Genomic DNA, 6314 nt, shown 5'->3' on the forward strand with positions numbered 1-6314 from the left:
GGTTGGGGTTTCTGGGGCTGCGCCCCAGGCCCCCCTTGAGAGGTCGTGTTTCGGCTGCGGGTTCGTTGTGGCTGGTCGCGCAGTTCCCCGCGCCCCTTACGGGGCTCGGGGAACTGCGAGTCCGAGCGGGGGGACCCCATCGCGGCGGAGCCGCAAATCGATACAACCCCGCGCCCCTAAAGGGGCGCGGGGACAGACCAGGCCTTGTCAGTGGCCCGTGTCACCATCGACGGCATGGACAAGATGCGGCAGCTGCGGCTTGCCAAGGACGCGATGGATCGGGACTGGGCCGAGGCCGGGCTCGATCTGGATGCCGTGGCCGCGCATGCCGGGTACTCGCGGTTTCATTTCATACGGGCCTTCAAGGAGGCGTACGGCGAGACGCCCGGCCAGTATCTGACGCACCGCCGCATCGACCGCGCCGAGGACCTGCTCAGGACCGCGGATCTGTCGGTGACCGAGATCTGCCATCTGGTGGGCTTCAGCAGCGTCGGTACGTTCTCGGCCCGCTTCAAGGCGTGGACGGGCCTGACCCCGAGCGAGTACCGGAAGAAGCACGTTGGCCGCGGCGCCGCCCTCATACCCGGGTGTTACGCGATGCTCTGGGCCGGCGGCTTCCGCTCGGGCCCCGGTAACGGTGCCGGGACCAGCCCGGACACCAGTGAGCGAGCACGCAGTCCTGCTGAACGAGCGCGCAGTTCTGCTGAACGAGGGCGCAATTCTGGAGAAGCGGAGTGACATGCACGCGGCCTAGCGTGGCAGGCAAGCAGACAGCCCGACGACCTGGGAGCACGCAATGATCAAGGGACTCGCCATTTCGACCGTCTGGGTCCTGGACCAGGACCGGGCCAAAGAGTTCTACACGGAGAAGCTCGGCCTCGAGGTGCGTACGGACATGACGATGGGCGAGGGCGGCATGCGCTGGATCACCGTCGGCTCCCCGGAGCAGCCCGACGTCGAGCTGACGCTGATGGTGCCCGACGCGTCCTCGATGGACCCCGAGTCCGCCGAGATGATCAAGAAGCTCGTCGCCAAGGGCGCCCTCGGCGCGGGCGTACTGACCACCGACGACATCCACGGTGACTACAAGAAGCTCAAGGACCGTGGCGTGGAGTTCCTCCAGGAGCCCCAGGAGCGGCCGTACGGCACGGAGGCGCTGTTCCGCGACGACTCAGGGAACTGGTTCTCGTTCACCCAGCGACGCGAGGGCGGCCTCGACCTCGGCAAGGACTGGACCTGCTAGTCACCGTTTGATCGTCAGGCGCCCGCTGACCCGCTGACCCGCTGACCCGCTGACCCGCTGACCCGCTGACCCGGTGTCCCGGACCCGGCGTCCTGCCCGGCAGCCGTCCTACGCCGGCAGCATCGGGTAGCTCCCCGTATTCGTCGGCGCGTGCTCCGGCAGCCACAGCACCGCCACCGCGCCCTCCGCGGGCAGGTCCTCCGGCACGCCCGCGGGCCGTACGTTGCGGAAGGTGAGCCGGGCGCCGAGGACCCGGGCCTGGCCCGCCGCGATCGTCAGGCCCAGACCGTGGCCGTGGCCCGCGCGGTCGGTGCTGCCGGTGCGGAAGCGGCTCGGGCCGTCGGCGAGCAGTTCCTCGGGGAAACCGGGCCCGTGGTCGCGTACGCGGATGACCCTGCCCTCCACCGAGACCTCGATGGGCGGCCTGCCGTGCTTGGCGGCGTTGACCAGCAGGTTGATGAGGACCCGCTCCAGGCGGCGGGGGTCGGTGGTGACCTGCGACTCGTGCACCACCCGCACCTCGATGTCCGCGTCCCTCGCCGCCACCCGCCGGGTCACGAACTCGCCCAGCATGATGTCCTGCAACTCGGCCCGCTCGGACGCGCTGTCCAGCCGCGCCACCTCCAGGACGTCCTCGACGAGCGTGCGCATCGCCTGCGCCCGGTCCCGTACGAGTTCCGTCGGCCGGCCCGGCGGCAGCAGCTCGGCCGCCGTGAGCAGCCCGGTGACAGGCGTGCGCAGCTCGTGCGCGATGTCGGCGGTCACCCGGCGCTCGGCCTCGAGCCGCTGGCTGAGCGCGTCCGCCATCGCGTCCACGGCCCGCGCCAGGTCGTCGGTCTCGTCGCGTACGACTCCGCCTATGGCGTCCCGTACCCGTACGTCCGTCTCGCCCTGCGCGACCTGCCGGGCCGCCGTGGCCGCCTTGCGCAGCCGCCGCGAGAGCTGACCGCCGATCAGCACGCCGAGCGCGCAGCCGCCGAAGACGACCGCGATCGAACCGATGAGGAGCGCCTGGTCGAGGTCGTTCATCACGGTGGCGCTGCGGTCGGTGAACCGGGTGTGCAGCGACAGGATCCGGCCGTCCTTGAGCGGCACGGCGGCCCAGATGTCGGGCACACCGTCCGGGTGCTCCGCCACGTACGTGGCCCGCCGGCCGGCCGTGGCCTTCGCCAGCAGGTCCTTCGGGATGTCCGGGTCGTCGATCTTGATGCCGGGGAAGTTGGCGCGCCCGGAGGACTCGTAGTTCCGCTGCGCGATCTGGACGCGCTCGTCCGCCAGGTCACGCGCGTTGTCGAGCATGGAGACCCGGGCGGCGTTGTGCACGACCAGGCTCAGCGCGACGGCCACCAGCGCCCCGACGGCCGCGATCGCCGCACTGAGCTTCCATCTGAGGCCCGTACGCAGACTGATGCCGGTCAGCAGATTCGGCCTGATGCCGGTACGAGGAATCGGCCCACTGCCGGTACGCGGATTCGGCCCGCTGCCCGTACTCGAACTCGGCCCGCTGCCAGTGCGCGGACTCGGCCTGAGACCAGTGCGCGGATTCGGCCCGCTGCCGGTACGTGGATCAGTCCCACTGTCGGTACGTGGATTTGGCTCGCTGCCCGAACTCGAACTCGACCGCCCGAATCTCCCGCGGCGTCCCGGACTCCCGCTCGTTGCCCGCATGATCCGGTCAGGCCTTCAACTTGTAGCCGAAGCCGCGGACCGTCTCGATGCGGTCCTGGCCGATCTTCGTACGCAGCCGCTGCACATGGACGTCGACGACCCGGGTGTCGCCGCCCCAGCCGTAGTCCCACACCCGCTCGAGGAGCTTGTCGCGCGACAGGACCGTACCGGGCGCGGTCGAGAACTCCAGAAGCAGCCGCATCTCGGTCGGCGTCAGCGCCACCGGCGTACCACCCCTGCGGACCTCCATGCCCTCGGTGTCGATCTCCAGGTCACCGTCCCCGAACGACAGCACGCCACCGCCGTCTACGGACGACGAACTCTCCGTCTCGGCGGCGGACCGCTGGCCGCTCGCGTGCCCGAAGCGCCGCAGCACCGCGCGGATCCGGGCGACCAGGACGGCTCCGTCGAAGGGCTTCGTGACGTAGTCGTCGGCGCCCGCCTCCAGGCCGAGTACGACGTCGATGGAGTCGGCGCGGGCCGACAGCATGATCACCGGGACCGTGGACTCGTCGCGGATCCGGCGGCACAGCGAGACGCCGTCCAGGCCCGGCACCATCACGTCGAGGAGTGCGATGTCGGGCTGGTTCGTACGGAACGCCTCAAGGCCGGCCAGGCCGTCGGGCATGGCGGTGACCGCGAAGCCGTCCCGCTCCAGCGCGAGCTGGGTGGCCTCGCGGATGACGTCGTCGTCCTCGACGAACAGGACGTGGGTCTGCTCTGGCATCCGGTGCTCTCAGTCCTCCGTCGGTCAGTTGGTAGGGGGGCAGGGTCTCTCGTCAGGGGGGGGCAGGGTCACTCGCTCGGGGTCGGCGTTTCGCCGCCCACCACCTTGCTGTAGTCGTTGTGCGTGCGGTCCTGTTCCGAGAAGCGGCCCGCCGTCCAGCGGTACGTGATCACTTCCTCGCCGGACGGAAGTGTCACCGAGTCGCCCTTCTCGTACACCTGCTGCGTGATCACCAGGTCGCCCCGGTCGATCTCCGCATAGACCGGAGGCTCCTCGGCCTTGAAGACATTCTCGTACTCGTCGCCCTGCTCGCGATACACATACGAGCCGACACCGACCGCATCGCCGCAGGTCAGCACGTTGATCACGACGTCGTTCGCGGACCCCCCGGTCAAGTTGCCGTACGACACGTCGACCGGGTACTCATCGGCGACGCACGGCTTCAGATCGCGCTTGATCGCCGTGCTGACCTTGGGGTCGTCCTTGAGGAGCCGTACCGCGTCCACGCGAGGCGCCGCCCCGGAGGGTGAGGCGGAGGGCGTGGCGGCGCCCACCGACACCGAGTCGGAGCGGGCCGGGCCCTCGTCTCGGGCGCCGGTGCCGCCCGTGGCGCAGGCGGAGACCAAAAGGCCGAGGGCGGCGAGCACGGCCACCGCCGTGATCGCCGCCTTCAAGGCCCCGCGGGCCTGTGGCGCCCCTGTGCCCGGGCCTGTGTCTAGGCCGCGCAACGCTCCTGCTCCTTACCCGTCCCTGCCTTGCCCGCCCCCGCCTGGCCCGGTTCGAGCGCGCGCCCCGCATAGCCGCGGCTCTCCAACTCCTCGCGGAGCCGGGCCAGCGCCCGGTGCAGCGTGCTCTTGACCGTTCCGGCCGACATACCGAGGGCGGCGGCCGTCTCTTCCGTGGACATCTGCTCCCAGTGTCGCAGCACCACGACGCTGCGCTGCTTCGGAGCCAGCACCTTCAGGATGTCCATCAACAGCGCACGGTCCGCGTGCTGTTCGGTCGAGTCGTCCACGCTGGCGTCCGGCAGCTGCTCGGTGGGGACCTCCTCCAGCTTGCGGGCCCGCCACCACTCCGTACGTGTGTTGATCATGACGCGGCGCAGATAGGCGTCGGCGAGACGCTTGTCGGCGATGCCGTCCCAGCGGCCGTACGTCCGTACCAGCGCGGTCTGCAGCAGGTCCTGGGCATCGACAGGGTCCGGCACCAGGCGGCGGGCACTGCGCAGCAGCGCGTCCTGCCTGGTGCGTACGTACTCTTCGAACTCGAGCACCTCGCCGTGCGCCATGTCCAACCGCCTCCCGTTCCCCGTTTCCGACCTGCTTGCTGTCGGCTGTTCTCTGCTTCGTGTGCCGCTTTCCGCGGTACGCCAATGAAGCTACGGAGGGGTTGTCACGGGGTTGTCCGAGCGAGCCTGCGGCGAGCGCTCGGCTGTCCGTCGGTTGTGTAACGGAAGTAGGGCGGAGGTAAAGGGGCGCGGGGGATGGAGCGGGATTGGGGGGATTTGCGTGCCGAGCTGCTGCGGGTTGCTGCGGGTTGTGTGTCAGTGGGCTGAGGGGAACCTGTGGTTCGGTCCGGCGGGGTCTGCGGAACCTGTGGGTCGGCTGAGCGGGAGCGTCGGTACGCGTCAGGTGAGGGGTGGGTCAGGTGAGGGGCAGTCGGTACAAGCCGCCCGGGAGGGGTTCGACCAGGCCGTCCGCGACCAGGCCGTCCAGGGCGCGGGCGCGTTGCACCGGCTCGTCCCAGACACGGTCGAGGACCGGCTGCGGGACCGGGCCCACCGCCTCGCGCAGGACGGCGAGGAGGCGACCGCGCACCTGGCGGTCCGTGCCCGCGTACGTCTGACCGCGGCGCGGCGGGCCCTCGTGCGCGGGCTTGCCGGCCAGGCGCCAGGCGCACTGGGCCGCGATCGGGCACCGTACGCAGTTCTCGTTCTTCGCCGTGCAGATCAGTGCGCCGAGTTCCATGGACGCGGCGGCCCAGCGCGAGGCCGTGTGCTCGTCCTCGGGCAACAGGGCGCGGGCGAGCTTGCGTTCGGCGGCGGTGGTGGCGTTCGGCGGGTACTGCACGCCGGTGACGGCTCGTGCGAGTACGCGGCGCACGTTCGTGTCGAGGACGGCGTGGCGTTGCCCGTACGCGAAGGACGCCACGGCCGCGGCGGTGTACTCGCCGATGCCCGGCAGGGCGAGCAGTTGGGCGTGGTCCGTGGGTACGTCCCCGCCGTGGCGCTCCGCTATGGCTGCCGCGGCTCCGTGCAGCCGTAGCGCGCGCCTCGGGTAGCCGAGGCGGCCCCAGGCTCGGACCGCCTCGCCCGGGGCCTCCTTGGCGAGGTCAGCGGGGCGGGGCCAGCGGGCGAGCCACTGCTCGTACACCGGCAGTACGCGGTTCACCGGCGTCTGCTGGAGCATGAACTCGCTGACCATCACGCCCCATGGCCCGGCTTCGGCTCGCCGCCAGGGGAGGTCGCGCGCGTTTTCCTGGAACCAGTGGATGACGGGGTTGTGCAGGGTGGCGGCTGGGGGGTTGGGGTTGCTGGGGTTTGGCTTCGTGGGAGCAGTCATGGCGGCTCCGATCCTGCCACGTGCCTCCGGCGGTTGGGTGGGTGCGGGTCCGTCGTGGCTTGTCGCGCAGTTCCCCGCGCCCCTGGGGTCCGGTGGTGGGTGCGGGGTCGTGGGC

General features: G+C 70.7%; 7 protein-coding genes. 2 read left to right on the forward strand and 5 right to left on the reverse strand.

The annotated features are described in order from the left end of the window. Window positions 1–234: 234 nt before the first annotated feature. Together G5C60_RS48840 and G5C60_RS48845 are read left to right on the forward strand one after the other, a co-directional pair. The gene (locus G5C60_RS48840) at window positions 235–738 is read left to right on the forward strand and encodes a helix-turn-helix transcriptional regulator (RefSeq protein WP_420907486.1); all 504 of its coding nucleotides are present in this window, start codon (window positions 235–237) and stop codon (window positions 736–738) included. A 58-nt stretch (window positions 739–796) separates the two neighbouring features. After that, a complete protein-coding gene (locus tag G5C60_RS48845) occupies window positions 797–1243 on the forward strand; it encodes a VOC family protein (RefSeq protein ID WP_165270459.1) in 447 nt (148 codons plus the stop codon). 108 nt (window positions 1244–1351) lie between these two features. Here G5C60_RS48845 and cseC read toward each other — a convergent pair whose 3' ends face one another. The 5 genes from cseC to G5C60_RS48870 form a co-directional block, all read right to left on the reverse strand. Beyond that, on the reverse strand, window positions 1352–2692 hold the full coding sequence (gene cseC, locus G5C60_RS48850; RefSeq protein WP_165270469.1) for a two-component system sensor histidine kinase CseC: 1341 nt from the start codon (window positions 2690–2692) through the stop codon (window positions 1352–1354). A 226-nt stretch (window positions 2693–2918) separates the two neighbouring features. Beyond that, complete coding sequence (cseB, locus tag G5C60_RS48855) at window positions 2919–3638, reverse strand: two-component system response regulator CseB (protein ID WP_165270461.1); 720 nt, start codon at window positions 3636–3638, stop codon at window positions 2919–2921. A 68-nt stretch (window positions 3639–3706) separates the two neighbouring features. Next, window positions 3707–4366, reverse strand: coding sequence for a hypothetical protein (locus tag G5C60_RS48860; protein WP_165270463.1), 660 nt, complete (start codon window positions 4364–4366; stop codon window positions 3707–3709). Then, window positions 4354–4926, reverse strand: a complete 573-nt coding sequence (locus G5C60_RS48865) for a SigE family RNA polymerase sigma factor (RefSeq protein ID WP_165270465.1) — start codon at window positions 4924–4926, stop codon at window positions 4354–4356. The genes G5C60_RS48860 and G5C60_RS48865 overlap by 13 nt, the downstream gene beginning before the upstream one ends. Window positions 4927–5281: 355 nt before the next feature. Next, a complete protein-coding gene (locus tag G5C60_RS48870; protein WP_165270467.1) occupies window positions 5282–6199 on the reverse strand; it encodes an A/G-specific adenine glycosylase in 918 nt (305 codons plus the stop codon). Between the last annotated feature and the right edge of the window lie 115 nt (window positions 6200–6314).

Source organism: Streptomyces scabichelini (genome assembly GCF_011045015.1).
Classification (GTDB): Bacteria; Actinomycetota; Actinomycetes; order Streptomycetales; family Streptomycetaceae; genus Streptomyces; species Streptomyces scabichelini.